The 24,166-nt window shown below is 67.5% G+C and carries 21 protein-coding genes and 4 pseudogenes; 21 read left to right on the forward strand and 4 right to left on the reverse strand.

The features are described 5' to 3' along the window. Nucleotides 1–218 precede the first annotated feature (218 nt). The 9 genes and pseudogenes from ACZ7NC_RS39745 to ACZ7NC_RS39785 all read left to right on the forward strand — a co-directional run. Nucleotides 219–473, forward strand: a pseudogene (locus ACZ7NC_RS39745) (ISL3 family transposase); the annotation flags it as partial. A gap of 1,005 nt (nucleotides 474–1,478) precedes the next feature. Beyond that, nucleotides 1,479–2,017: pseudogene (locus ACZ7NC_RS39750) on the forward strand (1-deoxy-D-xylulose-5-phosphate synthase N-terminal domain-containing protein); the annotation flags it as partial. A 29-nt stretch (nucleotides 2,018–2,046) separates the two neighbouring features. Next, a complete protein-coding gene (locus ACZ7NC_RS39755) occupies nucleotides 2,047–2,352 on the forward strand; it encodes a hypothetical protein (protein WP_471496138.1) in 306 nt (101 codons plus the stop codon). 17 nt (nucleotides 2,353–2,369) lie between these two features. Next, nucleotides 2,370–3,077, forward strand: a complete 708-nt coding sequence (locus ACZ7NC_RS39760) for a hypothetical protein (RefSeq protein WP_471496140.1) — start codon at nucleotides 2,370–2,372, stop codon at nucleotides 3,075–3,077. Between the two features lie 946 nt (nucleotides 3,078–4,023). Further along, nucleotides 4,024–4,593 carry a S1 RNA-binding domain-containing protein gene (locus ACZ7NC_RS39765; protein ID WP_471496142.1) on the forward strand — a complete coding sequence of 190 codons (570 nt, stop codon included), beginning with the start codon at nucleotides 4,024–4,026 and terminating at the stop codon, nucleotides 4,591–4,593. Between the two features lie 77 nt (nucleotides 4,594–4,670). Continuing rightward, nucleotides 4,671–5,393, forward strand: a complete 723-nt coding sequence (locus ACZ7NC_RS39770; RefSeq protein ID WP_471496144.1) for a hypothetical protein — start codon at nucleotides 4,671–4,673, stop codon at nucleotides 5,391–5,393. Between the two features lie 516 nt (nucleotides 5,394–5,909). Beyond that, entirely contained in the window at nucleotides 5,910–6,284 is a 375-nt protein-coding gene (locus tag ACZ7NC_RS39775) for an NUDIX domain-containing protein (protein ID WP_471496146.1), read from the forward strand. 1,052 nt (nucleotides 6,285–7,336) lie between these two features. Continuing rightward, a complete protein-coding gene (locus ACZ7NC_RS39780; protein ID WP_471496148.1) occupies nucleotides 7,337–8,161 on the forward strand; it encodes a hypothetical protein in 825 nt (274 codons plus the stop codon). Between the two features lie 63 nt (nucleotides 8,162–8,224). After that, nucleotides 8,225–8,704 (forward strand): GtrA family protein, encoded by a 480-nt coding sequence (locus tag ACZ7NC_RS39785; protein WP_471496150.1) that lies wholly within the window; start codon nucleotides 8,225–8,227, stop codon nucleotides 8,702–8,704. Nucleotides 8,705–9,298: 594 nt separating this feature from the next. Here ACZ7NC_RS39785 and ACZ7NC_RS39790 read toward each other — a convergent pair. Beyond that, entirely contained in the window at nucleotides 9,299–9,523 is a 225-nt protein-coding gene (locus ACZ7NC_RS39790) for a hypothetical protein (protein WP_471496152.1), read from the reverse strand. A gap of 758 nt (nucleotides 9,524–10,281) precedes the next feature. On the opposite strand from ACZ7NC_RS39790, the gene cas5e reads away from it, so the two are divergent. The 5 genes from cas5e (at nucleotide 10,282) to ACZ7NC_RS39815 (ending at nucleotide 16,535) form a co-directional block, all read left to right on the forward strand. Beyond that, nucleotides 10,282–11,103: a type I-E CRISPR-associated protein Cas5/CasD gene (cas5e, locus tag ACZ7NC_RS39795; RefSeq protein ID WP_471496154.1), complete on the forward strand. Its 822-nt coding sequence runs from the start codon at nucleotides 10,282–10,284 to the stop codon at nucleotides 11,101–11,103. Beyond that, entirely contained in the window at nucleotides 11,055–11,681 is a 627-nt protein-coding gene (gene cas6e, locus ACZ7NC_RS39800; protein WP_471496156.1) for a type I-E CRISPR-associated protein Cas6/Cse3/CasE, read from the forward strand. The genes cas5e and cas6e overlap by 49 nt, the downstream gene beginning before the upstream one ends. Nucleotides 11,682–12,090: 409 nt before the next feature. After that, nucleotides 12,091–12,312 carry a hypothetical protein gene (locus ACZ7NC_RS39805; RefSeq protein ID WP_471496158.1) on the forward strand — a complete coding sequence of 74 codons (222 nt, stop codon included), beginning with the start codon at nucleotides 12,091–12,093 and terminating at the stop codon, nucleotides 12,310–12,312. A gap of 382 nt (nucleotides 12,313–12,694) precedes the next feature. Next, nucleotides 12,695–14,269 carry an ATP-binding protein gene (locus tag ACZ7NC_RS39810; RefSeq protein WP_471496160.1) on the forward strand — a complete coding sequence of 525 codons (1,575 nt, stop codon included), beginning with the start codon at nucleotides 12,695–12,697 and terminating at the stop codon, nucleotides 14,267–14,269. A gap of 1,327 nt (nucleotides 14,270–15,596) precedes the next feature. Next, nucleotides 15,597–16,535, forward strand: a complete 939-nt coding sequence (locus ACZ7NC_RS39815; protein ID WP_471496162.1) for an XRE family transcriptional regulator — start codon at nucleotides 15,597–15,599, stop codon at nucleotides 16,533–16,535. Between the two features lie 200 nt (nucleotides 16,536–16,735). Here the strand turns inward: ACZ7NC_RS39815 and ACZ7NC_RS39820 are convergent. After that, a pseudogene (locus ACZ7NC_RS39820) lies at nucleotides 16,736–16,920 on the reverse strand (NF041680 family putative transposase); the annotation flags it as partial. 949 nt (nucleotides 16,921–17,869) lie between these two features. On the opposite strand from ACZ7NC_RS39820, the gene ACZ7NC_RS39825 reads away from it, so the two are divergent. Then, nucleotides 17,870–18,109 carry a hypothetical protein gene (locus ACZ7NC_RS39825; protein ID WP_471496164.1) on the forward strand — a complete coding sequence of 80 codons (240 nt, stop codon included), beginning with the start codon at nucleotides 17,870–17,872 and terminating at the stop codon, nucleotides 18,107–18,109. Further along, nucleotides 18,109–18,486, forward strand: a complete 378-nt coding sequence (locus ACZ7NC_RS39830) for a fic family toxin-antitoxin system, toxin component (RefSeq protein WP_471496166.1) — start codon at nucleotides 18,109–18,111, stop codon at nucleotides 18,484–18,486. Before ACZ7NC_RS39825 ends, ACZ7NC_RS39830 begins: the two co-directional genes overlap by 1 nt. A gap of 1,407 nt (nucleotides 18,487–19,893) precedes the next feature. Here ACZ7NC_RS39830 and ACZ7NC_RS39835 read toward each other — a convergent pair. Beyond that, entirely contained in the window at nucleotides 19,894–20,319 is a 426-nt protein-coding gene (locus tag ACZ7NC_RS39835) for a MarR family winged helix-turn-helix transcriptional regulator (RefSeq protein WP_471496168.1), read from the reverse strand. Nucleotides 20,320–20,410: 91 nt separating this feature from the next. On the opposite strand from ACZ7NC_RS39835, the gene ACZ7NC_RS39840 reads away from it, so the two are divergent. The 5 genes and pseudogenes from ACZ7NC_RS39840 (at nucleotide 20,411) to ACZ7NC_RS39860 (ending at nucleotide 23,295) form a co-directional block, all read left to right on the forward strand. Continuing rightward, entirely contained in the window at nucleotides 20,411–21,142 is a 732-nt protein-coding gene (locus tag ACZ7NC_RS39840) for an SDR family NAD(P)-dependent oxidoreductase (RefSeq protein WP_471496170.1), read from the forward strand. A 266-nt stretch (nucleotides 21,143–21,408) separates the two neighbouring features. After that, nucleotides 21,409–21,582 (forward strand): annotated as a pseudogene (locus ACZ7NC_RS39845) (transposase); the annotation flags it as partial. 251 nt (nucleotides 21,583–21,833) lie between these two features. After that, entirely contained in the window at nucleotides 21,834–22,223 is a 390-nt protein-coding gene (locus ACZ7NC_RS39850; protein ID WP_471496212.1) for a transposase, read from the forward strand. Continuing rightward, nucleotides 22,220–22,663 (forward strand): hypothetical protein, encoded by a 444-nt coding sequence (locus ACZ7NC_RS39855; protein ID WP_471496172.1) that lies wholly within the window; start codon nucleotides 22,220–22,222, stop codon nucleotides 22,661–22,663. Before ACZ7NC_RS39850 ends, ACZ7NC_RS39855 begins: the two co-directional genes overlap by 4 nt. Continuing rightward, complete coding sequence (locus ACZ7NC_RS39860; protein WP_471496174.1) at nucleotides 22,624–23,295, forward strand: site-specific integrase; 672 nt, start codon at nucleotides 22,624–22,626, stop codon at nucleotides 23,293–23,295. Before ACZ7NC_RS39855 ends, ACZ7NC_RS39860 begins: the two co-directional genes overlap by 40 nt. Before the next feature lie 83 nt (nucleotides 23,296–23,378). Here the strand turns inward: ACZ7NC_RS39860 and ACZ7NC_RS39865 are convergent, their stop codons facing one another. Beyond that, on the reverse strand, nucleotides 23,379–23,543 hold the full coding sequence (locus ACZ7NC_RS39865) for a hypothetical protein (RefSeq protein ID WP_471496176.1): 165 nt from the start codon (nucleotides 23,541–23,543) through the stop codon (nucleotides 23,379–23,381). Nucleotides 23,544–24,166: the final 623 nt, after the last annotated feature.

The raw sequence follows: 24,166 nt of genomic DNA on the forward strand, positions 1-24,166 counted from the left end.
CCGCACCTGCCCTATCGGGGGAGTGCACATCATCGGGTAGGGCGGGAAATTCAGAGTAATCCGACATGGGTCCTCCACGTCAAGGTTGACACAGGGTATGCGTGCAGCCGACGGAGTGGCCACGCCGAGGCTTGAAGTAGTACAACGCCCCGCGCCCACAACTGAGAAGAGCGGCAGACCACCGCCAACGCGCACTCGGCGCAAGTTTGTCCCTTTGAGAATCGGCCGTACCAGTCGTGCACCTTTTCGAAGAGATCAAGACCTCGGTTCACCGGCTGCCTGTACCTCCTGCGCATGTACATCAACCAGGGCCACGCAGACGCCGACCGCAGCCACATCTCCCCGCGCAGACTCGCCCGAATACTGCTCCATCGGGCCCGATAACCTCGAGATCGAACACCACATCTCCTGGCCCGGCTCACTGCCGCCTGCCCGAAGTGGCCCAACTGGCCACCTACATCAGGGACTTCGCTATCGACGTCACCGACAACGGCGTCTGTCTCGGCTCGAACGTCGGCAAGGACGAACATCACGCCACCACTGAGTACCGGTCGCCTCGCAGACGACGACCCAACATCTGAGGAGGTGCGGTGTGGGCCAGGCCGCCAGATACGCGGCCACGTCATCGTGCACCTCCTGCTGCGTGGGCCTACCCCAAGGGCGGGGCAGGCCGCGGCGGTCCGTCTCAACGGCGCGTCAGTCACAGGCGCGATCGATCTGTCGGGCGCCGACGTCGTCCCCCGACTGGACCTCCTCGAACGTTACGTTGAGGCGCGGTTGCGGTTGACTGGATTTGTGGCCGACAGCGTGCATTTGCGGGCGGTCGCCGGTGCCGGATTCCGCGTCTGGAGGCAGTCGGGTTCGCATGGCGGGGCGGCCTCCACGTGAACCGTTGCTCACTCCCGGGATGGATCGCCCCGCAACTGGCACAGATCGGCATGGACCTCGTGCTTACTCATTCGGTCGTGAAGGGCATCGGTGGGTGGCGCCGCCGGGTCTCCTTCGATCGCCGGGCGTGAACGTCCAGCCGGTCCGCGTGTGCCCGCTGGTGGCCGGGGGAGGGCGGCGCCTGAGCGGCACAGCCGCCCGCCGGCTCGAGGCCGGCGAGTTGCGTGGTTCCGGCGATGTGAGGCTGTCCTGACTGCCTGCACGGCAGGATCCACGCTTGCTTGCCGTGCCACCCCCCAGGTGATTCGACTCGACGGGGGAGGCAGCCATGCCAGGCCCGGGAGGCCAGCGGCCCTGTCGCTCGCCTATTCCGCCCGCAGGTGCTCCTGACTTGTATGTGCTGTTCCAAGCCCTTCTGCGGAGCATGCGAGTGCCTACGTGACTGACGTCCTGGGTGGCTGAGTGAGTTATGCAGCCTGGCTGGCGACCGATGAGGCCGTCGCAGCACTGCGGACTCGGCTGGGCTGATGTCCGGAGCTTTTGCGCCGCCGATTCGCCGTCTCCCCACCCACTGCTGTAAGGAACCCGTAATGACTGCGCCCACCACGGACCGCCCCCCGACCACCGGCGAGGCAGCGGCCTTCTCACTGTTGTTGGCGACGGACACACCCCAGGCTCTGCGCGCCGTGCTTGAGGAGCGGCTTGGTGAACTCGCCGCGCAGATCCGTGTTTTCTTGGTCGAGAGGGTCGTTCTGTGGGCGGTCATCTGGGCCCGAATTTGGGGATGGTGGAAGTCACTATGGCGTTTTACAGGGTCTTTGACTCGCCGAATGGCACGCTGTTGTTCGACACTGTGCACCAGGCCTATGTCCATAAGTTGCTCACCGGCCGTGCGGGTGACTTCGGCCGGCTGCGTCAGGGCGGGGGCATGTCTGGGTATCCGAGCCGGGGCGAGTCCGAGCACGATGTGATTGAGAATTCGCATGCCTCCACCGCACTCGCATATGCCGATGGCTTGGCCAAGGCTCGCCGGCTGACAGGCCAGAGCGAGAGGGCTGTGGTTGCCGTCATCGGGGACGGGGCAATGACGGGCGGGATGGCCTGGGAGGCGATGACCGGGCGGGCATCACAGGCCCGGATGGTCCCTCGCATCACGGCATGTGGGACCTGACCATCCTCGGCGCCGTCCCCGGCATGCGCGTTGCCGTCCCCAGGGATGCCGCGAGGCTGCGGGAACTCCTTGCCGAGGCCCTCACCCATGGGGCAGGCCCTACCGCTGTGCGTTTCCCCAAAGGCACCGTGGGCGAGGACACTCCCGCTGTCCGACGCGAGGGAACGCTGGACATCCTCTATGCCAGCGGCATCCGCGAAACTCGGTGCAGCCCAGCCCTCGCCGGCGCGGACCCGAGCCTGCTGGCCGCCCTTCCTCCTATGCCATCCCGATCGGCGAAGCCTTCCAACTGAGGGATCACCTGCTCGGGATGTTCGGCGACCCGACAGCCACCGGCAAACCCGCCCTCGACGATCTACGGGAGGGCAAAGCCACCGTCCTCATCGTCTTGGCCCGCACCCGCGCCTCCCGCGCTCAGGCCGACCAGCTCCGCCTCTACCACGGATGCCCCACCCTGAACGAGGACCAGGCCCAGGCGGCACGCGGCATCATCACCGCCACCGGAGCCCTCCGCTTGGTCGAAGACATGATCATTAAGCGTTACGATCAAGCCGTCACCGCCCTCGACACCGCCGCCATCGATCCGGCCGCCAAGCACGCCCTGCGCCACGTCTGCGACCTCGCCGTGAAGAGGCACACATGCCCCCTCCTGCCACCCGTCGCCGTGTCCTGCTCGCAGATTGCCGCGGACGAAGACCTGCCCGCACTTCTCCACGAGCGCGGCACCTCGTGCCATGAGCAGCGGCAGATCGCGCGGTGCACTCGCGCACGTCAGACCTGGCTGGCCGGCTGGCTCCTACGACTGGCACGAGACCACCGCACGGTACGGCGCCCCGGCTGCCGGCCTGCACCTGCCAACCGGCCCCAGGCCTCGGCACTTCTGCCGCGCGGTGCGTGCAGAATCTCCCCTCAGCGGAGCTCGCCGGTAGGGGACTCACGGCTGCGCACCAGACCCTTCGTGGCACCGGGAGTACAGGCCGATGACGGTGGCGAAGCTTCCCTGGGACGATCTCTGTGACGCCTTGCCGGGCCCTGGTCAGCCCCTTCGCCGAGGGATCTTTCGACCGTTCAGGCCGAGTTTGGTCATGATCTTGGCGACGGTGCTCACCGACGCGCCACCCTCCCGGAGGAGGGGTATGTAGCGGCCACCGAGCCATCGGGGCAGCTCTCTTTCCCTCGCGCGGCCGCGCCACCGGCCGTCACAGGGCCGGTGGCGAACGTCAAGACACAAGGTAGAGACGGGGGATGATGAACCACAGGCGACCGCCGTACCCTGACCGCACCGCCGACCGGCAGCCGCGCACCCAGCGACGGGAGACTGGTCGGCCGGGGAAGTCGCCGCTGCCTCCTGCCGCCCGCGCTTGCGATTCCACTGCCGTACCCATGTACGTGCCCCGGTACGAGCGCTGACCGCATTTTCGCAGGAACGAACGGCCCCCTAAGCGCACCACACAGTCACCGATCTCCATGGGCCGACGGCCGCGATCCAAGCGGCGCATGTCTGGCGGGTCCATGCGCTGGGATCAGCGGCACCGGCTGCTCTGCGGCGATCCACCGTCCCGACTTCAGCAGCGCGGCCCGGCTGTGGAGGCAGGGACGGTGCGTCATGGTCGTCTGGCGTTCCACCTTTCGACCCACTCGACCCATACCGGCAGAACCCCAGCGCCCGTGTGTGCTCGCGGGCAGCGGAGGGGCGCTGGTCTGGTGGATCCAGCAGCCATCGGGCACAGCGGGTGTCGACCAGATGGGCGTCCCTCTCGACTTCGCGGCAGGAACCGTGCCCGTAGCGAACGCAGGCGCCACCACATAACGATCCGGCAGGAGTGGGCAAGATCTCCCGCGGCGTGTAGGCCGATGAGTTCGCCGAGCATGCTTGGCCCCCGTCGACGGAGGCGGTAATTCCGCACGCTGCAGCGTGACCGCTCCTCCCCGGCGAGTGCGCAGCTCCGTGAAAGGCTGGGAGCATGATGGGCGGACCGTCCGAGAACCCAGAACTCTGGGCGTTCCTGGCATCACTGCACTGTGGCGAGATCCTTTCCGGTACCGTCACGGCGATCGAGCGTTTCGGCGTGCTCATGGGGCTGGACCATGGCCAGGACCATCCGGTCCTCCCCGGCGTCGGGTTCATCACCGTCCCCGAACTGTCCTGGCGGCGCATCGAAGCCGCCTTCGACGTTGTGCAGGTCGGACAGCGCGTCTCAGCCGAGTTCTTTCAGTTCGACACATGGAACCTGGAGGCCAGACCGTCCTTGCGGGCGGCGGAGCCGGACCCCTTCCAAGCATTCGCCGACCGCACTGCAGTAGGGCGCAAGCTGCGCGGACGGGTCACCAAGCTGGTCCCGTTCGGCGTCTTCGTCCAGGTCACCGACAGGATCGAGGGGCTGGTGCATCTGCGAGAGCTCACATCGACGACCGTGGAAAGTCCGTCAGATGTCGTCCAGGTCGGCGACGAGGTTACGGTCGCCGCCTCTGAGATCGACCGGGAGCGACGCAGGCTGATCCTCTCTCGACGACAAGCTCACCCGACGACGTGACTCGTCTACGCTCCCGAGGCGGTTCCCGCGTGTGCGTTCCTGAGCGTCTGAGCGAACCTGGACGGTCACAGCACTAGGTGACATTTGGGGCGCATACGTCGGCTGAAACTTGCACCGTCACCGCCCAGGGCCTCGACGGCCACGGCGACAGGAAGGACGGGGACAGCTACAGCGTCCTACAGAGCGCCAACTGCGAGTCCCACGACCTGAACGTCGACATCCTCGGCCAGGTCGGCTTGCTCGGCGGCGCACCACTCAACGGCGAACGCCCGCGCGGCTACTGGGATGGTCGGCTTGTTCCCCGTCTGCGCAGGCGGGGCCCACTGACAGGTCTTCGTCCTCATCTTCCGCCGGACCAGCGAACAATCCAGGAGGCTGGTCTCAGCGTCGTCACCAAGACCCTGATCAACTGGCTGTCCGACCCCGAGTACGACATCCGCCGCAGCTACATCAACGTCATCCACACCGTCTACGAGAACGCAGCCATCGTCCCCGCCGACCCGATCCCCGACCACGTCAAGAGGGGTCAGTTCGAGATCAGCGGCATCGTCAGGACAGGCGAGGACGAACGCGTGCGCGGCACACGACGCGCGGGACCTCTGCGCATTGACGGCCGCCGGGGCGACTGGGATGCCATCGAGGAACTCTGGCTGGCCGGCGAGCTGACCGACGAGGACTTTGAGGTCCACTTCATCGACGACCGAGCGAATCGATGTGGGCAGCGAGGAGCCGCACATGCTGTTCTTCGACCTGCCCGAGCTGCAGGCCACACCGGGCATGGCGCACCAGATCGCCGCTGAGCACGTCGAGGGAAAGGCCCGCACACGCCACGTTCGGCTGTCGAGGAACCTTGTTACGGCCGCCCTGGCCGACCGGCCCGAACACTGTCAGCGCAGCAGGGGATTGTACCGTCTCGGCCTGGCCCGCTCGAGGGCGCTCCGCTGGAGACGGGCTCTGCCTGCAGATGCTTGGCACGGTCAAACCCGTGCGCGTTGCCGACCGACTTGGCGAGCTGCACGGGGAAGCCCAGCCATACGCCGAAACCAGACCCGGCGGTGAGCTGCACGAACGCATTCACGACCAGCTGACGGCTGCCGGAAGAATTCGGCACGGGCGTGTGAGAGCCGCATTGTCCGCGTAACTGGTGTCACGACCGACACCTTCCACACCGCCCCCGAGAACCGCCGCCCACGCGGGACGGGTGTGGCGCCGTGGACGCAGACGAGTCCGTCATACGTCCGTGATGGCTGACTACGCCCCACTCCGCACCCGGCGGCGCCCACTGCGGCTGCGAGGCATCGTCGAGACTGAGGGACATGCCGACCTCCAACTCCGCCCCTGAGGGAAGCCCCCGCGCCATACTCCTCGACGCCGACGATCGCGTCCTGCTGCTGCCCTACGACGAGAACAGCACCTTCTGCGCGACACCGGGCGGCTCCCTGGAGCCGGGGGAGGATCACAACCGCGCAACGCTCCGTGAGCTGTGCGAAGAACTCGGTATCGACGAGCAGGCCGTCGAACTGGGCGTGCAGCTCGCCAAGCGCGGCCAGGACCAGCTGGTCGGCGGGAACCAGGTCCGCCACGTGGAGAAGTACTTCCTTGCCGCGTCAGCGCGGCCGCCGTCGACCCGGCCCGTGCCACGCAGCTCGACGACATCCGCGAGCATCGCTGGTGGAGCCTTGCCGAATTGAACGCCACGACCGGGATGGTCTACCCACTCGGTCTCGCTGGTCTGGTCACCGGCATCCTCGAATATGGAGGACCTGTGCGCCCCGTCGTCCTGGACGGATGCCTCTGGGGCCAGGCCGTTGCACTGATCGACAACCGTCCGATCAAAGATCAGTAGTAGTACTGGGCACCTCGGCCAGCAGCCCCTCGATGAACTGCGCGACCACCACCCGCGGCTCCGGACGATTGAACAAATCCCCTACTGAATCCTTGAGTTCATTCGGCGCCCGACCCCACCCGCGTATCCGATCCGCTGTCACACACCGCATCATGCCCTGTCAACTGACCAGCCGGAGACCACGTCACACATGGTCTCCGGCTGTAGTACAGGTCGCCCCACGCTAAGCAGATATCTCCTGACGTAACGCGAGACCAGCAGGCGAAAAGGCAAATGCAGGATGAGTCATCGAGAAAAAATCATTTTAGACCCCAAGGCGGCGCGGGAATTCGAATTGTCCAGTTATTTTCTGGTATGTTCGCGTCCGGCATGCCGCTAAGCCCCCTCGCGAGGTCTGCATTGTCTACACCACCGCCAGTCTCCACCGCTTCAGCGCCGCAATGGAGAACTCGTGTTCTGCGACACGTCGCGCCGCGTCGCATCACGGGCTATGGGCGACAGCTTCTTCCGTTGCTCGTACCCGTGATCTTCATCGCCCTCCAGTGCCTCGTTGGGCCGCGGTGGACAGGGACCACGGGCGATTCCTATGAGTACGCGCGTATCAGCCTGCAGATACTGGGAAAGCCGCGCACTCAGGCCGAACTGGAGTCGTGGAAGTGGTGGTGTGCGAGCAAGGCCTCCGAGGAGGCCCGGACTGCTCGAGTCGACCCCATCTACTTTCGTGCTCCCTCACCAGAAAGAGCTTCCTACCGCAAGTGTGCACGGCAGTATGCAGCCTATGCAGAGACCCCTTCGGCGCAGCGGACTCGTTACCAGGCCATCTTCAACGCTCGCCCGGGATACCCAGCCCTCGCCTCCCCGGCCATTGCGGCATTCGGGGTGGGCGGTGGGCTGTGGGTGACAGACGTTGTCATCACAGCGGCAGCCGCCTTACTCACCGGGTTTCTACTGCATGCCGCAGGGATTGGCGCACTGGGCATGCTGCTCGGGCAAGGGGCATATCTGCTGAGCCCGCTCGGGGTATGGAGTATGCGGCCGCTCGCTGACGGCACGCTCAATGCCACGGTGATTGCCGTGCTGCTGGCAGCCTGGTGCCTGCTTGGCCGACGTCACGTGGTGCTCGCCGGTGGTGCAGTGGCCGCCGGACTAATCGCGGCTTGCGCCGTGAAGTACTCTTCTGGAATCTTTCTGGGACTTTGCCTAATCTCAGTCACGGTTCTGTGCTGGATCCTCGTCCCAAGCACCCGCCATGCTGGCACCGTGATCCTGGCCGCACTCGGGTCCACGGCAGCTGCCATCACGCTGTTCTCTATGCCCTTGCTGGGGCTACCTGGCATGGAGGACACCCTCCAAGACACGTTCACCCGTCACTTCCACCGGCCCGATGTGACGAATACCTGGGCGCTGCTTGCTGAGCTAAACGCTCATTACTGGTGGGAGTGGCTTCAGCAGCAGGCGGCGTACCCGCTGTTTTTGGTCCTGACCGGTGTTGCGGGATGGGCCCTACTGCGCTGGGCCCCAGAACTCGGCTACTTGGCCGCAGCCGCGGCAGCAATGGGGGTGTTCACCGTGGTGTCGCATCCGCTAGGCACCGATGGAGACAGACTCGGCGTCCTGATGTGGACACCGGTGGTACTTGGCCTACCCTTGGCGATCACGCGGCTGTCGGGACTGCGCAGCAAGCGCGGGGACGGCCTGTCAGAGGCAACTGGAAATCAGTGACGGTGAGTACTAGACAGCAAGCCTCTGATGCTACTGCGGAACCTCAGTAGGCGCCGTGTAGCCATGAAGATCGCAAGCAGACGCAGCGCCAAGCCGACGGGACTATGGGGCCGGGTCAAGTCCTACTTCCCTGAGATCGCGAAATTCAGTGCCGTAGGCGGGGCAGGCGTCCTGGTCAACATCTCAGTCTTCAACCTAGTCCGCCATACCATCAACCTGCACGTGGTCAGAGCCGGCATCATCGCGACCGTAGTCGCCATCGCCTTCAACTACTTGGGCTTTCGCTACTTCACCTATCGGGACCGCGACAAGACCGGCTGTACCGGCGAGCTAGTCCTCTTTCTAATGTTCAGCGGAGTGGGCCTGGCGATCGAGAATAGTGTGCTCTATCTTAGCTGGGACAGTCCGTTGCAGAGCAATATCTTCAAAACCACGGGCATCGGTGTGGCTGCCCTCTTCCGCTTCTGGTCCTATCGCATCTGGGTTTCAAGGCCGCAGTGCTGTCGACCCACGACATGCTGCACCAGGCGCCGCCGCTCCTGACGGATCAAGAGCCAGGAGCCGACTCGGCATTGGATGACCAAAGGAAGTAGCCACTCCTGGCTTGCGCGGTGCGAAGCACGACGGGCAGGTACTACTGTTCTTTGATCGGACGGTCGGGGTCGAGGGCGTACCGGCCGCGCCTCGGACGGCACGCGCTGTACCGGCAGTCCTGCATGAGCGGGCCGCTCACGAGCTGCAGGCCTTGTGCTCGCATGTCGTCCGCGATCCGGCTGCGATCGCCGCGATGGCCCTGCTGGTCGACGATCGGGCCATTATCGAACCCGCGGCGCTCTGGCGTTCGCCTGTCTGCTGTACCTCGCCGACCGGCACGAGGCCGCACAGTTCTGGGGCAGTTCGCCGCCGGCACGGACTCCTCCACCGCACACTGCCTGTACTTGCACCACCCGCAGCACAGTGAACTCCGCGACGCTGGGCTCTGCTACGACCAGACACCGGAGCTGCGCTGGCTGGACGAGCACCCGATACTCCAGATCACACCGCCGCCAGGGAGGGACAACGCGTGGGGCTGGCCTCGCGGACCGTGACCTTACTGACCGTGTACGCCGCCTGGTGCAGGAAAGCGAGGCTCGGGCCTCAGCTGAGCTTGAGCTCGCTGCACGGCAAGCTTCCGTCGATGAGTTGCAACAGCGCGTCGAAGTGTTGAGCCGTGAGCTGAACCAGGCCCGTGAGGAGCGGACCGGGCCTGGCGTCGTCGCCAGTCGAACGAGCCGAGGCAATGTGCGGCGGAAGCGATTGCTGGCTGTCGGGCAGCAGTGGCACAGCTTCGGCGGCCGGGGATGGGATGGCGAGCCCGTACACGTGATGGGCGGCTCCGGGCTCCAGCGGCAGCCGGGAATTTTTGCGAGGATCGACTCATGATCTGAGGACGCGTCATCGCGGAAAGCCTGCGAGCCGGCGCTGACATTCAGTTGCCCGGACTCAGGCTTGTGCGCCTTGGCCGGCACGATGTGTCCGCGTCGACCCTGCCGGTGGAGGAACGCTCTTGTGATGGCAGCCGGCACGGTGCTGTTGACGGTCAGCCCAGCACGTGGACGTTCATCGATTTCGAAGGCCCGGATACTCTCTGGACGACCTTGCTCAGGTCCTCGAACCAGAGCTGGGCTGGTGGGCCGACTCCACGGTGGACGCTACTGAACGCGTGATGGTCTTTGCCGGACGCTACTTCCGCTACCGCATTGGCGACGAGGCAGGCAGAGCCGAAGCCCTCGAGTGGGGCCGCGCCGCTGGAACCCCCGAACACCAACTCGACGGGGGCCCGTAGCCACTAACTGTTGTTCTTGCCTGCCCAGGCAGATTGACGGGTCGTCAAAGTTCTGGCCGTCATCGGGACCTGCGCGGGGGACCGAAGGGCTGCTCGGCTGCCCTGAACCGGATTGCGGTTCGTATGGCACTCACCATGTTGTGTGTGAAGGCTGAACGTCTGAGGTACGCACTGGAGGCCGCCCGAGAATTGGACCGAGGTCCGGGGGCGGGGCTGACAGTGCAGGGCCGCGGGGCGCCGCCACCGACGCCCTTATCGAGGCCGCCGCCCAACCCTCCCCGTCCCGGACAGCCGCATGAGCGGCATCCTGCTGAGCCTGGCCACCCCGCTGATGTCCTTCGGCGAACACGCCGCCTTCCGCTACCGCGACACCACCGCCTTCCCCACCCGTTCCGCCCTCATCGGCATGCTCGCCGCCACCGACGGCCGCTCCCGCGAAGAGGCACTGGCCCCGACCCGGACACCGGAGCCATCCCCTACCGACCTGGCCTTCACCATCCGCATCGACCGGCCAGGCCACCGCCACACCGACTACCACACCGCCGGCGGCGGCCGCCCCCACAAACAGGGCCTGCGCACCAGCAGCGGCGGCTACCGCAGCCAAAAAACCTCCACCCACATCAGCCACCACGTCTACCTGACCGACGCCGTCTTCACCGTCGCTATCCAGGGCCCCGACCCACTCCTGGAGGAAATCACCCACCGGCTCGAGCAGCCCGCCTTCGCCCCCATCTGGGGCGGCACGCCTGCATCCCCGACGAACCCCTCGTCCTGCGCGGCCCGCACCCCAAACCGGTGGATGACAGGACACCGTGCCCGTCGACTTCGTATGGGAGCACCCGCCCGAGCACGTCCCCGCCGCCAACGTGCACGTGAACTCGTCGACCAACCCGCCGACTTCACGCCCAACCGGCGTCTCCACCACAACCGCCGGGGCTGGCGCACTACCGAATCACTGCCCGCCACGCTGTACACCGCCCAGCCCAAGATCAACGCCCTGGCCGCCTACATCCAGCAGGACACCCACCGATGTACATCCAGACCGCAACCGACCCCGGCACAGCAACCTTGGTCCGTATCCGCCTCAACCTGCACAGCAAGACGATCACGCTCCTGACCCCCGAAGGACTGGGCGAGAACCCCCGCCGACAAGCCGGACTGCTCTTCCGCCTCGAACACGCCACCGGATACAAGCCGCTGACCCTGCTCATCCAGTTCCGGCTACCGCCCGACCTCACCCGCCTGCCCGTCACCTACGGCACCGTCGAGACCCGCGACCTCACCCACGTACTGACCGCCCTCACCACTGGCCGACGGTTCCGCTACCGCATCACCGCCAACGCTAGCGCCCGCCGCTGCGTCACCGACCGCGACCCCTTCTTCGACTCGGACACCAAACCGCGCCACACCGACGTACCCCTCCACGGCGATGACGTCCTCACCTGGTGGGAGCGCAAAGCCACGCACGCAGGACTCGACCTGCACAGCGCCGCCCTCACCCCAATGCGTGCCTCCCGCCACCCCATCCCCAGACAACTCAGCGGCAGGCAACCAGACGTCTTCCGGCACGCGCCGACCCGCTTCGACGGCCAGGCCACCATCACCGACCCCGGCCAACTGCGCCACGCGCTGCTGACCGGCATCGGCCGCGGCAGGCCCTACGGCGCCGGACTGCTCTCCCTCGCCCCCGCCTGACCACTCCCGCCCCCGCCGAGACTCCTGCAGGAGACGACAAGAGAGCCCGCCCTCCGTGCCCGCCACACCTCCACCCGACGGCCCCTACGACACGATGTCCGTACCGTCGCCGCCGCCTTCACCGTCCACTGGCGCACTGTGCGCCGCTGGATGGACAACGCCGACACCCACAACGGCACCTACACCCCCTAGGCCGCCGCCACTTCACCCTCACCCCGGCCATGCACGACGCCCTGGCCCGATGGAACGGCAACGCGGCAGCCACCTACCGCGAACTCGTCGCCGACGGCATCTTCGGCAGCCGGCCCCGCGTATCCCGGCAACCATTTACCGCGCCGTAGACCGGGAACTCACGCCCGGCCAGCGTGCTGCCCTAAGAGGGCGTGAAGCCGCCCGCCGCCGACACGACGTGCACGCCCTGCGCCCGCACAGCAACCGCAATGACGTCTGGGAGACGGACCACGTCGAAGCCAGCGTCTTCGTCAACGTCGATGGACGCCGCCGCAAACCTTGGATCACCTGGTTCATCGACCACACCATCGCCTTGTTGTCAGATGCGTTGATCATGCAGGCGCGGGCTCCCTCGGGGCCGGTGCCCGTGGGGATGTTCGGCAGCCCCCGGCCGGAGTAGGTGCGAGGGGTTCCCCCGGCGCTCAGTCCCCGCTTGGACGTGGCGACGGGGTATTCGTCGCACGATTTGCCCTGGACGCTGGGGGCGTCTCCGCACGCCTTTTGGCGGTTGTCCCGATGATCTGGGCATCAGTGGTGCGCGTCAGAGGACGCTTGAAGGAGCTGCCCGGCAGGCCGGAGGTCTGAGCACGCTTGACGTGCGAGGCCAGGTCCGGGTAGCTGGACTGGGAGTACACAGGATCGACGGATACCAGGGAACCACGCAGCCGACCTGAGGCCGGCCCACTGCGGCGTTGTCGCAGCGGAACTCATTGAAGCAGACCGGCAGGAGCGCATCGTTGTAGCCGGGGGCCTGGAAGGTCAGTGTCCAGGTGCTTTTGCACTTGCCCTTCGTGCCGGCGGTGCGGATCGTGGTGTCGAAGAACGACTCTCCAAGCCGAACGGGCGACGATTCCGACCTCGCCGAGGCCGAGGAACTCGCCGGACGGCTGGCCGACCTGGCGACCGGCTTGGAGCGCGCCGACGTGCTCAACCTGCTCGGCGTCCTCGCGACCTACCGCTACATGACCAACTCCGTCCGCGCCCACCTGGAGGCGGCCCTGGCGCACCAGCGGAAGGCTCTCGCACTGGCCCGCAAGTCCGACTACCGGGTCGTCTACCCTTCGAACCTGGCCATGAACCTGCACAGGCTCTACGAGCGGGCTCACGACCCCGACCTGCTTGTCGAGGCCATCGCCTTGGCCCGCGACGCCGTCGCGCTCCCGCACCAGGGCAACCCCGCCGTCGAGAGGAACCTCGCGCTGCTGCTGTATGCCGAGCAGGAGCGGACCGGCGCGATCGGGCCGCTCGACGAGGCCATCCAGCTCGGCCGCGCCGTGCTGGGGGAGGGGCCGGAGACCGCCTCCGACTGGGCCGCCCGGGTCGGTTCCCTAGGCCTGTTCCTGACCCGCAAGTACCGGCTCACCGATCAGTCGGAGCTGCTGGAGGAGGGCGTCGCGTGGCTGCGCAGGGCCGTCGAGGCCTCCCCAGTGCGGTCCGAGCACCGCCTCGACCAGCTCGCCAACCTCGCCATGGCGCTCACCGACCTCCGTCACCCGGACGCGTACGAGGAGGCCGCCGGGCTGCTGCGGGAGACCCTCGACGCGAGCCCGGCTGACGGCGTCAACCGGTCCCTGCTGCTCTCCAACCTCGCGGGTGTGCTTGGGAGGCTCGGCCGATACCGGGAGGCTGCCGACGCTGCCCGCGAGAGTCTGCGGCTCACCCTCGAGGATGGAGCCGGATGGGTGATGACAGCCGACAACCTGGCGGTCTCGTTGCAGCGCACCGGCCACCCCGCCGATCTGGACGAGGCCGTCCAGTGGGGCGAGGCTGCATTGGCCTCGTCGCCGGCGGGCCATGTCGGGCACGGTTCGATCCGGTTCAACCAGGCGCTCCGCCTGGCCGAGCGGTCCGGCCCGGCGATCTCGCGGCCGCGTACACGCTCTGGCGGGAGGTCGCCGCCGACCCCGCCTCCTCCATCTACGCGCGGCTGGACTCCGCCCGGGCCTGGGCGATCGAGGCGGCCGACGAACGGCTCGGCAGCAGCGAGACCCTGGACGCCTACGCCACGTACATGGAACTGCTGCCGCGCCCTGTGGCGGGGGTTGCGGCGTTCCGACGCGGAGGCACTGCTCGCCCGCTTGCCCGGCCTGACCTGCGACCCCGCCGCCAACGCCCTGGCCGCTGGAAATCCCGCCCTCGCCGTGGAGTATCTGGAGCAGGGCCGCGTCCTGCTGTGGAGCCGGCTGCTGGAAGGCCGGAGCGACCTGGCCGGGCTCAGCACCGCCCAGCCCGTGCTCGCGGCCCGCTTCGCTGAGCTCCGAGCCGCGCTCGACGCCGAGCCTGGCGAGGGCAAAGACCCGCTTGGTGCGGACCGGCGGCTGGAACTGGCCGCGACTTCGAGGCGCTCCACGCTCTAGTTGGCCATCCGTACCCTTGGGTGTGCCGGTGAGTTTCGAGAACGCGTGTTGGCAGCACCGAAGAACGCCTCGGGTTGCGGTGTACGAGGGTCGGTGAGTTTCGGCAACACCGCGAGGCTTGCGGTGGGAGCATGGGCGTGTTCCGTGCTGTGAGGGGGCGTCGATGCCGCCGAGGTCCAAGGTCGAGCTATACGCGGCGATCCGCAGGGACTGCCGTTCCGGGCTGTCAAGCGGGCAGTGATGCGCAAATACGGCGTCGGCCGCCCGCGGTCCTGGCGCTCAGGGCCGGCTGTTTGCTCGGTCGCATCCAGCCGTGGGACCGGCTGGCAACTGGGCTGCCGATCAGATCCGCTTCACCGGGTAGTGAGTCCAGGGCAGCACCGGCCGCCAGCCGTCGTCGTCCTGGTCCACCACGTCACCACACCGCACCAGCTGGCGCATGATGCGCACCCCGGCCGCCGAGACGCAGGCGCCAGCACCTGTACGCCGATCCGAACTGGGTCACCAACCGCATCCGGCAGGACGAGGGAGGACCAGCGTGAGCACCGAGCAGCACGACGCGTACAAGAGCACGGCCCGTAGGCCATAGTGCGGATACCGGGAGCGGCCGCGCCGGTACGGCTGCTTGACGACGGCTCAGGGCTACCGACGTCCATCCTCTGCCCCGCTCACGTCCGGTGTCCGGACGTGAGCGGCATTCAGGCCGACGCTGCTGGAGCCGGTGGCCTCAATTTTGCAGCACGCGGATCCAGATGTTCTCGACTACATACCCAGAGTCGCAGGCGACGTTGTTGTACTGAGGCCGCCAGGTCGAGCTCTCCCTGTAGTTGGCGCTACCACCCCTGGTGCACAGGGCCTTCACCTTGATGTACACGTTGTTACTGCACTGCCCGTGCCCCTGCCAGTGACCGAAGCCCCACGTTTGCGGGCTCTGGCAGACCTTAAGCGCTGCCACTCCCGGACTGGAAGCGGAGGCTGGCGACGACGGGAGCACAGCTGCTTGTGCCGTGGCGGGGGCGCAGAGGGCTGCGATCGCAGCGGCGCCAGTAGCGGCGGATGCTATGCGTTTGCGCATCAGATCTACTCCTATGCATCGTGTTGCGGGATTCGCTTATCAGGGCGGACTTGCAACGCCCCGAAGGCAGACGCTGATGACAAGCCGTAAGGCTGGCTGGCGCCCAAGGCCGGGGCAACGGCCACCGGCTGTCCCGGACAGACACGGGCTGTCCGGGCAGGTCAGGGCCTTGTCTGAATCGCGTCCCGGACAGCCGGGCATGGCGGAATCCGCCGTTGTCCCTCCTGCCAAAGCCACAGCAAGATGACGTTCATGGGGAACCTGGGGGAGTTGTCGCCGTACAAGGCCCGAGACGCTGCCGGTTTCATCGAGTCGATGCAGCAGCTCAAGGAGCGTTCAGGGCTGACCTATCGCGAATTGGAGGAGCAGGCCGCCCGAAACGGCGACGTGCTGGCGCGCAGCACGCTGGCCGACATCCTCAGACGGACAAGCCTGCCGCGCCCCGATCTGCTGGCCGCATTCGTCCGCGCCTGCGGGGACGGTGAGCGGGCCGACGCCTGGCTGGACGCCAGGGACCGGCTCGCCGCCACACACACGACTGCCGCGCCCGTCCCTGCGCGCGACTTCGAAACCGATGCTCAGCCGCAAGCCGAAGCGGCTGCGATCGCGCGGCCCCGCCGGACCAGGACCCGCACAGCCGCCGCTGCGACCGCGCTCACGCTCCCACTCCTGGCCCTGGCCGCCTGGGGACTGCTTCCCGGCGACTCCGACGAGCCCAAGTCACCGGCCTCTCCCGCCCCCTCCTCGCACGCCCCCGCCGACGGCTGGGTCACCATCCACCCAGTCCGCACGCCCGATCTCTGCCTGACCGACGGACGCGACCGCGACGGCGCCTACGACAGCGCCGTAGCCGTCCAACTCCCCTGTGCCCAGGCCACCGTGCCGCGCACCTACCTCGAACCGACAGGTGCGGGGCTCTATCGCATCCAGTGGCACCATCCCCAGATGGGAAAGGGATGCCTGACGGTCATGGGCGAGGACCAGCTCGTAGGCATGCTCGAACCCCGCCGGAACTGTGCGCAGGCCACCCTCTTCCGCCTGGAACCCACTGGCGGTACCTTCCGGCTGCGTCCGGCCACCAGCAGCGGGTGCATCGGCATCGTCGACAACGACACCACTGCGGGCGCCGAGGCGATCGAGGAACGCTGCACTGGCGCGGCGGATCAGCGTTTCCTGGTCCGGGCGGGCTGATGGCCCCGTGCACCTGAGCCTTCGCAGGCGGCGGCCCCTGCCCTGTTCTGGCCGCGCGGCGGCTTCTTCAACGACACTGAGTCGTGGCGGAGGCGTGTGAGCGCTGCACCGGCGCGGCGACATGCCGCCAAGCGCTCGAGCAGTTGCACAGGTTGTCCGGCCCCGACCTGTGGTGGTGGCGACACCCTCGCATCCTCACCGTGGCGGGTGGTCGGGCGACGGTTTTCGAGCCCGGTGGCCGGCCTGGCCGGGGGCGGGTCGGTTTCGGTGCACCGGCCGGAGAGCCGGTCTTCGCGCGCAGGTTCCTGAACCCCCGCCGCACGCGAGCGGGTGTGAGTTTGTTCGGCTCGGCCGGCTTCTCCCAGGGGCGCCGCGCTCTCGCCGCCCGCCGCCACCGCAGCGACCAGCTGTGCACGGCAGGCTGCTTCGTCTTCCGGCGTGGCTACCTTCGGATCGGGGGCCACGAACTCCTCTGTCGCGCGCTCGTCTTCCCCCGGTATCTCCGATGCGGGTGCTGGCTCTCCTTCCAACTCCTCCGGCACGGGCGCGGAGATCTCGTCGTCCAACTCCTGCGACGATTCCTCCAGATCCTCCGGCAGCGGTACAGGATTCTGCGCGGCTGGGCCGACGTCCCCGGCCGACCGTGCGACTGCAGCCGGTGCGGGTACGGGAGCCGCAGAGGCCTGTGCAACGCTCAGGCAACTGCCCAACAACGCCAGCGATGCCGCACCCCCTGCCAGCAGCTTTCTCGATCTCAAGTTGTGCCCCCTGTTTGGTCAGAACAGCGTGGACAGACCCATGGCGTGTCCACGCCGGGTCGAGGTGATCAAAGCGCAGGGGACTGACAGCAGACTCCGGCTTCAGCGCGCGTTTCGCGCCACCTCGCGGATGCAGGTCGCGCCTTCCTCTTCTCGCTGACCCTCTCCGCGCTCACCGCCTTGTTGCCCCCGCCTGCAGCCCGGGCCATCCTCTTCCACCCGTCCGCGCCAGCGCCCACCGAGCCGCCGCCGGAGAGGAATCGAGGGCCCGAGCAGGACCGGCAGCCACAAGCGAGCCCTCAGCTGATCGACAGCTCACCTCACCGTCCGCTGCACCGACCAACAGCCCTCACCCGCAGGCACACCCCGTTCCAGCCCAGCGCGCACTCCGCACTGGTGACCCGGCCGCGAGCACGGCTCCTACAACAACTTCGGCCTCCAACGCGCGGGCGGCGCGCGAGATCGCGCCGCGCTTCGAGATGTGCGCCGACCGAGAAAGCGGCCCTGCGCATGATGTCGTGCAAGGCGAGGGCGGCTTGGTTCTCGCGGACTGGTAACAGCTGTTACCATGGGTGTATGGCGAAGACTCAGCTCGGCGTCCGTGTCGACCCCGAAGTCAAGAAACTCGCTCAGGCCCGGGCCAAGGACCGCGGCCTGGACCTAGGCGACTACATCGCCCGTCTCGTCCGCGACGACGCCGAGGGGCTGCGCCAGCGTGGCCTGGATGCCGCTCGCCGTTTCCTCGACGAGCACCAGCACGTTTTCGACGAGGCTGAGGACGCCGAGCGCCAGGCGCCGGGAGCGCACGCCGCCTGATGGACCTGCACATCGACGTCCCCTGGGTCCTCCAGGTCGCCGAGCTGGCGGGTGCCGGAGATCCGGCACCCGACGACTACGGCGTTCCGGTGGCAGCCGTCGCCTGCCACCAGGCCGAACTCCTCGACACACCGGTCTACGACGGCCCCTACGCCCGCGCCGCGGCCCTCGTACACATCCTCGGCCGCTGCCGCTGGCTGGAGCGCTCCAACATGGCCGTCGCCGCGGCGACCGGCGTGATGTACCTGGAAACTTCCGGCATCCCGGTCAAACCCACCCGCGAAGACGCCCTCGCCCTCCGCGACCTACTGCGCGACCCCGCCTGCACGAGCGGCAAGATCGCCGCCCTGCTGCGCGCCTGGCCCGTCCCCAGCTGACGCGGGGCCGCTTAATCGGCCGTGTGTGTGATCGCGCTCGTCGCGCCGCGTGGCTCTGTTGGGTCCAACTGCCCCCGAACGACCGGCGCTCCGGCCCTTGGTCAGCCGTGGCTGCGCCGCCTTGAGGCGGCGGACGGCGCCGCTGATATTGCCGTCGTAGGTGAGCCACAGCGGCTCGTGTTCTTGTGGTGCGCGAGTGCTGGGTTGCTGGGCAGGGGTGGAATTGGCGCGCGATACCGGGCTTGACCAGCTCGGGTGGCGTCGTGCAACTGACTGGGAGGCATGAAGCTCCTTGATTACGTCGGATCTTGAGCGTCAACGTGAGATGACACACCGAGGAGCGTCGGCTGCGCACTGGCAGGGGCATGACCGGGGCTTTCTTCGCGGGGTTGATTCGAGACCGGCCGGATGGGGTTGGGGCCACTCGGCTTGTCCGGGATCTGTTCCGCATGGGGAAATTGCCGCAGGCCAGGCAGTTCTTCCTTCAGTGAGGAAGGACCGCGCCTGCGGGCACTTGAGGCGCCGGGTGATCCAGTGATCACCTGGGGCCTCCTCCTGTGCGCGCAGGCTGCCGAGCAAGGTCAGCCATGTGCACGCGACTAGGTCGGCAGTCCGCGACGCTGTTCGCCATGCGAGGCCCCGGCGACCTGGTGGGAGAGATGGCGGCGCGACCGACCGGCCGGAAGTCCGGCTAGTAACGTCGTCCCCGGGACGGAGAGAGCGGCGGCTGGAAGCTCGCCACGTCGTGCTGGACGCGTGGGACGCGGGAAGCCTCCCGCTCGGCATGCTGCTGGACGGCCTCAGTGGCGGCGGTGCGCTGCCTGCGCGCGGGCGTACTGGTCGGGCGCCTCGGTCTGCATCCGCGAGCGAAAGCGGCAGTGGACGTCGGCGGATGGTGGCAGCCATTCGGCGGGTCCTGGTCAGACTTGCTGCGGTTGGGGCGTGCGGTGACGGCGATGAGGGACTGCTCTGGGCGGCTTGGCCGCCCGGGAGACCCAGGTCCCACGTGATTCGCAGTCACCTCGGCTGGCGCCCCATCTGCCACCGGAGGGTTTCGAAGACCCTCCGAAGGGATCGCGCGACCGGTTCGCAGCCGGCCACACGGTTCAACTCTCGGTTCTCACCAGAACCCGAAGCACCCCGAGGGGGCTTCAGCACGGCCATCTTCAGATGTGTGGTCGGTCACGCCAACCGCATGTTCGAATCTTGGGGTAGGCCGCTGCACACCCTGCTATGCAACCGATCCAGGTGGCCATCACCAACCTACGGCCGCCACCTCAACACCAGTGCGGCCTCATAGCCAAGCTCGGTGGCGTCCGGCGTCCGGCGTAAATCGGGGGCGTGGTTCCGGCTTCGTGGTGACGTTACGCGGTGCGGTGACCCTCGGAGGTCGGAGGTGGCCGCTGGTCAGGATCGTAGTGCCGTTGTGGCGGATTGGAGCAGGTGGACGAGGCTGTCGCGTTGGGTGCTAGGCCAGGAGCTGAAGCGGGTGGTCAGGGTGGTGTTGAGGGCCTGCTGGAACTGTTCGGTGACCGCCTCGCCCTGGGGAGTGAGGTGGACGCGGGTCATCCGGCGGTCGTTGGGGTCGGGTTGGCGGGTGAGCAGGCCGCGTCGCTGAAGCCGGTCGACCAGGCCGGTGATGTTGGTCTTGTCGCAGTGCAGCAGGGTCGCGAGCTCGCCGAACGACGGCTGCAGATGTTGGGCGAAGCACAGCAGTTGCGCCTGCTGGGGCGTTAGTCCCAGCTGGCGGCTCGCTGTGCTGAACAGGCCGTCGATCTCCATGAAGACGCCGATCAGCGTCTCGACGAGTTTGTCATCGGGTGCGGCGGCCATGGCAGGCAGTCTACTGCCTGGACAGTTGACACCCTCTACCAAGTTAGTCGATGCTGTGGACTATCCATAGGGTCGACCAATTGGAGGGGTCATGCGTACCGAGGATCGGGTTGCAGTCGTCACCGGCGGATCGCGCGGAATCGGACGGGCGATCAGCGGCCAGCTCGCCGCGGCGGGGATGCGCGTCGTCATCGGCTCCCGCGACCAGGAGACGGCCGCGCAGGCGGTGGAGCAGATCGAGGACGCGGGCGGGCAGGTCACCGCGGTCCGCACTGACATCACCCGCCCCGAGGCGGTCACGGAACTGTTCGATGCGGCCGAGAGCCAGTACGGCCGGGTGGATGTGTGGGTGAACAACGCGGCCACGGCGACCGCTGGGCCGCTGGCCCGCGCCACCGATGACGACTTCGACCAGTACCTGCACGCCAACGTGCGGGCCACATTCATCGCCCTGCGCGAGGCCGCGCAGCGCATCAGCGACCACGGCCGGATCATCTTGATCTCTTCCGCCCTGACCGTGTCGCCGCTGCCCGGCATGGCGCTGCTGGCCGCCAGCAAGGCCGCCGGTGACCAACTCGCCCGTACGCTGGCCTGGGAGGTGGGCTCGAGATCCGTCACGGTCAACAGCGTCCTGCCCGGCCTGACCCGTACCGACGTCATAGCCACCGTGCCCCCGCACGTCATTGACGACGCCAAGGCCCGCACACCGCTGGGCCGCCTGGGCGAACCGGCCGACATCGCCGACGTCGTCGCGTTCCTGGCCTCCCACGCCGCCCGATGGATCACCGGCCAGACCATCAACGCCGCCGGAGGCATGATCTAACTGGCTGTTCTCATTCGCTCGTGTGGTCGGTGGGTTCGAACAGCTTCCTGGTTCGGGTGAGTTGGCCGGCGCGGGGGCATGAGAGAAGGGCCTCTTGGTAGCTCGCGGTTGTCGAGTCCAGCGAGATGCAAGAGGCCCTGTTGTCGAAGTGTCGCGTGGTCGTGGTTGCCGGGTCCAGTTCGTCCACTCGTGGGTGTGACTGCCTCGCCCACAGGTTCGCCAACGCGGTCGACCGCCCGGATCGCCGCCCCCGGTACGGCTCGGACATGAGCGATGCCGAGTGGGCTCTGGGGCGGGATCTGCTGCCGGTTCCGGGCTGGCTGTCGGGCCGGGGCGGGCGGCCGGAGGGCTACTGCCACCGGCAGATGATCGACGCGGTGCGCTACCTCGTCGACAATGGCATCAAATGGCGGGCGATGCCGGCCGACTTTCCGCCCTGGCCGCGGGTGTATGCCTTCTTCGCCCGCTGGCGGGATGCGGGGCTGGTGACCGAACTGCATGAACGTCTGCGCCAGGCGGTCCGCCGAGCGGAAGGCAGGGGGCCGGAGCCGAGTGGGGCGGTCGTGGACTCCCAGTCGGTGAAGGCGGATGCCAGCGTCGCACTCGACTCACGGGGGTTCGACGCCGGGAAGAAGATCAACGGGCGCAAGCGCACCTGCTCACCGACACCCTCGGACTCCTGCTGGACGTACTGGTCACGTCGGCGTCCACGATCGACCGGGATGCTGCCCGCATCCTGCTGCCCGCGGCCAACACTCGCTTGCGACGGCTTTCCCGAATCTGGGCCGACGGCGGTTACCGCGGCCACCTCCAGGACTGGGCTGCCCAGCACCTCGGACTCGTACTCGACGTCGTCCGCCGAAGCGACGACGTCCGCGGCTTTCAGGCACTGCCCCGCCGCTGGGTCGTCGAGAGATCCTTCGCCTGGCTCCTGCGCAGCCGCCGCCTGGTCCGGGACTACGAGCGACGCACCGACACCAGCGAAGCCGTCATCCGGTGGTCCATGATCGTACTCATGAACCGCCGCCTGGCCGCCCGACAGCACCAGGATCATGAGCCTGTTCTGATGCCGGCAGCGTGAACCTTCCCGGCTTCGCCTCCACCAGCCAGCCCCGTTCCAAAGCGGTCGAACCGGTTGTCATCCCGGCCGGGCCAGCCCGGCCGGAGGAATACGACACCGCGACCCGGGCCGTGCTCGACCACATCGACCGCCAGGCCATGCACACCGTCACGGACGGCCGCCCGGAGAGCACCCGCAGAAGCTACGCCCAGGACTGGGCGAGCTGGGCGAAGTTCTGCACCGCCTCCGGAGTGCCCGTACTCGCTATCACCCCGGGCACGTTGGTGATGTTCGTCGAGTGGCTGTGGACCCAGCCCGGGGGAAGGAAGGGGACGTGTACTGCGCCGTCGACCATCGACCGGCGGATCTCCGGCACGTGGTGTCTGCCCGCGCCGAACACCACGTGCGACTGGAGGCCGGCGTGGCCCGGCACGCCTGCAACCGGCTCAAGCAACTGGTGAAGGAGATGGAGGAACAAGGGCAGACCCGCGGCCGGGGGCACGCCCCGCCGCTACTCGTCGAGCACCTGGTGAAGATCAGCGCCGCCTGCCCGGACAACCTCATGGGCATCCGAGACCGTGCCTTGGTGCTCATGCACTTCGCCGTCGCTGGCCGCGAGCACGAACTCGCCTTCAACCGGGTGCGCGACTATGCCGAGACCCCCGGCGGCATCCTGGCCGACCTGCGCGTGTCCAAGGGCCGCCCCCGCATCGTCCCGGTCCCGTTTGGCTCCGGGCCCTCGATCTGCCCCGTGAGGGCCTGGCAGGCGTGGAAGGAGGCTGCGGACCTCACCGACCCGGACGGCTACGCATGGCGCCGCCTGCACAACCGCTGGCACACCGTCCTGGAGAGCGGACTGCAGCCCGAATCCATCGGCGACATCGTCACCCGCGCCGGCGAACGGGCCGGCATCGAGATCCGCTTCACCGGCCACAGCCCCCGCCGCGGACTCGCCACGTCCTACCGCCTCAAGGGCCACGACCAGATCGTCATCGCCAAGCAGGGCGGATGGGCCCCGCACTCCAAGGTCCTCGCCGGCTACCTCGAAGTCGTCGACCAGTGGGAAGACAACGCCCTGCTCGGCGTGCTGTAACCATGCCCACCGGGTGGCTGCAGCGGAGACTGTACGCGCGCCGCTGCAGCCAAAGCAGTCAAGGGATAGCTCAGCCTTGACGCTTAAATCGCGGTGTCGTCATCGCCAGGCTTCAACGCGGACAGCGCTCCACGTACAGCCTTGATGAGATCAGGAAGCTGATTGACGAGCTGAGTGAGCAACGTAACGAACAGGCTCAGCACGCCGAAAACAGCCAGGACCGTGAGAGTGATGGCGTTCCAGTCCACCAGTTGACCTTCCCGGTGGTCAGACTGGCGGCGGGCAGCCTCAGTCCGACCACCTGCTGAAGTGGTCGAGCTGAGGACTCCGTTGCGCGCCTACGCGAGTCTGAGAGGTCAAACGGCGGTCGGTCCGCCCACTTGCCGGCCAATTGCCCTGGCGCGTCTGCTGAGCTGGCCTGAAAGGCAAAAGGATACCTCTCGGGATCGGTCGTTGAGCCGTACCTGTTTGCCATCGATCACATTTATTTGAAGTCCACTCGCGCCGCTCTGGTTCGTCTCCAGGAGGACGGGTGGCGCGCCGGGACCGAAATGCTGGAGTGCGTGGGGCGACGTGGTGTCGATGCGAGTGGCCTTCGTGCGGCCGCGTGTCGTCGCGGCCGCCGACGACGGGCCCGGTGCCGGCCTATTGCTCGGATGCTTGCAAACAAGCCAGTTGGCGGTACCGATCCAGGCTCCGGCAACCTACAGCTGACCTGCGCGCGTTCGACAAGCAGCGGGCTGACCAGCGTCGATGGTGGCGTGCGATCGGTGCGAACCGGGCGGAGCGGCAGGCCCAATGGCGGGCGCAGGAGGCACGCTGGCGCCGTCAGGAGGAGCGCTGGGCCCAGGAAGAAGCCGAGCGGGCAGCA

It is taken from the genome of Streptomyces sp. NPDC111802 (assembly GCF_055634335.1).

What these genes read in the sequence shown, in the direction of transcription:
- ACZ7NC_RS39755 (WP_471496138.1), top strand. Translation starts at nt 2,047, where the DNA reads ATGTGGGACCTGACCATCCTCGGCGCCGTCCCCGGCATGCGCGTTGCC.
- ACZ7NC_RS39760 (WP_471496140.1), top strand. Translation starts at nt 2,370, where the DNA reads ATGTTCGGCGACCCGACAGCCACCGGCAAACCCGCCCTCGACGATCTA.
- ACZ7NC_RS39765 (WP_471496142.1), top strand. Translation starts at nt 4,024, where the DNA reads ATGATGGGCGGACCGTCCGAGAACCCAGAACTCTGGGCGTTCCTGGCA.
- ACZ7NC_RS39775 (WP_471496146.1), top strand. Translation starts at nt 5,910, where the DNA reads ATGCCGACCTCCAACTCCGCCCCTGAGGGAAGCCCCCGCGCCATACTC.
- ACZ7NC_RS39785 (WP_471496150.1), top strand. Translation starts at nt 8,225, where the DNA reads ATGAAGATCGCAAGCAGACGCAGCGCCAAGCCGACGGGACTATGGGGC.
- cas5e (WP_471496154.1), top strand. Translation starts at nt 10,282, where the DNA reads ATGAGCGGCATCCTGCTGAGCCTGGCCACCCCGCTGATGTCCTTCGGC.
- ACZ7NC_RS39815 (WP_471496162.1), top strand. Translation starts at nt 15,597, where the DNA reads ATGGGGAACCTGGGGGAGTTGTCGCCGTACAAGGCCCGAGACGCTGCC.
- ACZ7NC_RS39825 (WP_471496164.1), top strand. Translation starts at nt 17,870, where the DNA reads ATGGCGAAGACTCAGCTCGGCGTCCGTGTCGACCCCGAAGTCAAGAAA.
- ACZ7NC_RS39830 (WP_471496166.1), top strand. Translation starts at nt 18,109, where the DNA reads ATGGACCTGCACATCGACGTCCCCTGGGTCCTCCAGGTCGCCGAGCTG.
- ACZ7NC_RS39835 (WP_471496168.1), bottom strand. Translation starts at nt 20,319, where the DNA reads ATGGCCGCCGCACCCGATGACAAACTCGTCGAGACGCTGATCGGCGTC.
- ACZ7NC_RS39840 (WP_471496170.1), top strand. Translation starts at nt 20,411, where the DNA reads ATGCGTACCGAGGATCGGGTTGCAGTCGTCACCGGCGGATCGCGCGGA.